At 64.4% G+C, this 399-nt stretch carries 1 pseudogene; it reads left to right on the top strand.

The annotated features are described in order from the left end of the window. Positions 1–399: pseudogene (locus M3205_RS25310) on the top strand (hypothetical protein); the annotation flags it as partial.

Here is a 399-nt window from a genome sequence, read left to right as displayed (position 1 = left end):
CCCTCAACCGCCGCACGCGCACCCCGCATCTGGCAATCCTCGCCGGGGGCGTGGTGGGGATCGCCGCGATCTTCTCCGACTCGCTGATCACCATCAGCGGCATGACGCTGACCGCCTGCATCGTCACCATGTCGGTATTTGGGGCTATTGTTATCTATATCACTTCCATGGCGGCGCTGTTCAAACTGCGCCGTAGCGAGCCGAAGCTGATCCGTCCGTTCCGCGCCCCGCTCTACCCGCTGGCGCCGGCCTTTGCCCTCGGCATGGCGGTGCTCTGCCTGGTGGCGATGGTCTGGTATAACCTGCTGTTGGCGCTGATTTTCGCGGCGATGATGCTCGGCGGCTACCTGTGGTTCCGCAAAACCGCAGCGGCCCGTGAACGGGCGCCAGTGGATCCTC

Origin of the sequence: Cytobacillus firmus (assembly GCF_023715565.1) — a bacterium.
Classification (GTDB): domain Bacteria; phylum Bacillota; class Bacilli; order Bacillales; family Cytobacillaceae; genus Cytobacillus; species Cytobacillus firmus_C.
The sequence above is the reverse complement of the archived record's forward strand: the minus strand, read 5'-3'. Positions and strand labels throughout refer to the sequence as shown.